This window comes from Brevibacterium sp. FME17, assembly GCF_014897515.1.
Classification (GTDB): Bacteria; Actinomycetota; Actinomycetes; order Actinomycetales; family Brevibacteriaceae; genus Brevibacterium.
The window spans coordinates 1-1,558 of the sequence record NZ_JABUYD010000060.1; the positions used below are offsets into that span (position 1 = coordinate 1).

At 59.5% G+C, this 1,558-nt stretch carries 1 protein-coding gene; it reads left to right on the forward strand.

The annotated features are described in order from the left end of the window. Window positions 1–128: 128 nt before the first annotated feature. Window positions 129–1,513 (forward strand): IS3 family transposase gene (locus INT40_RS20275; RefSeq protein ID WP_193086659.1). Its coding sequence is split into 2 segments (ribosomal slippage): window positions 129–447 and window positions 447–1,513, totalling 1,386 coding nucleotides; the frame shifts between segments, so codons are not numbered across the junction. The last annotated feature ends 45 nt before the right edge of the window (window positions 1,514–1,558 follow it).

Genomic DNA, 1,558 nt, shown 5'->3' on the forward strand with positions numbered 1-1,558 from the left:
TCCCTACGTGTCAGGGTTGAGCGGGACCAAGGTGTCAGAGCAAATCAGTCCGACCACGTAGGGCGAGAACTAGGAAACCCAGCATAATGTCGAATCTCGTTGTGGCCGAAGTCGGCCAAAATGGGTCCATGAGTAGTTCCGGACCGCGTGCCGGTGGACCGTCCCGTCGACGGTCGTTCACCCCCGCGCAGAAGCTTGAGTTGTTGACCCAGTACGAGGACTCCTGCACCCGCAAGGAAGGCGGAGCATTCCTGCGCGGACAAGGACTGTATTCCTCACAGATCGCCGAGTGGCGAAAGCTCCGTGATGCCGGTGCTCTCACGGGCAGAAAGCCCGGCGAAACCATTGGCAAGCTCTCTGCGGAGCAGGTCGAGATCGCGCGTTTGCGCCGCCAGCTGGAGGTGAGTGAGGGCCGGTTAGAACGATCCGAGGCAGCCCTAGAGGTCATGGGAAAACTCTCAGCGTTCTTCGACAACGCCATCGCGCAGTCACCGGACGAGCCGAAGTCCAAGAAGAAATGAAACACGCCTATCGTGAACTCCTCGACATCAAGATTGCCACCCGGGAAGCCGCGAGGCTGGTCGGGCTCTCACGCACCACGATCTATCGCAAACCGCCCTCGCCCGTCGATCAGACGCCGGTGGTACCGCCGAACAAACTCAGCCCGGACGAACGAGCCGAGGTCCTCTCGGCGTTGAACTCCCCGGAGTTCGTCGACCTTGCGCCCCAGCAGGTTTATACGAAACTCCTCGATGAAGGCATCTATCTCGGGTCAGTCTCGACGTTCTACCGGATCCTGAAGGGCAACGAACAGATCGCCGAACGCCGCCGGTTGGCCACCCACCCGGCCCGGACCGTTCCCGAACTCGTCGCTACCGCACCAGGCCAGGTGATGTCGTGGGATATTACGAAGCTGGCTGGTCCGGTGAAAGGCAAGTACTTTGACTGCTATGTGATGATCGATATCCATTCGCGATTCATCGTCGGTGCCCATGTCCACGCCACCGAATCCGGGACCCTTGCGGTAGAGATGATGAAGGAGATCTTCGGCATCCACGGCATCCCCGATGTCGTCCATGCCGATCGCGGGACATCGATGACGTCGAAGACGGTTGCCGGGCTGCTGTCAGATCTTGAAGTCACCCGGTCTCATTCCAGGCCCCGCGTGAGCAACGACAACCCATATAGTGAGGCGCTATTTAAATCGATGAAGTACGGGCCGACGTTCCCCGACCGCTTCGCTTCCTTGGCCGATGCGCGTGCCTTCATCAGCGGATTCGTGGATTGGTACAACCATGATCATCAGCACTCCGGAATCGGGTTCCATACCCCCGCGAACGTGCATTATGGTTTCGCTGACGCGGTGGCCCTGAAGCGTTCGCAGACCTTGGCGGCTGCCCGGGCCAAACACTCAAACCGTTTCACCACCGCCACTGATCCCAAGATCCTGGCCCTACCCGGGCCAGCTTGGATCAACGAACCGAAGAAGATGGCCGAAGCGCAAGCCGCTTAACCGTCGCTTCACTCACCTTGGTACCGCTTGACTTGAAAACTTCCG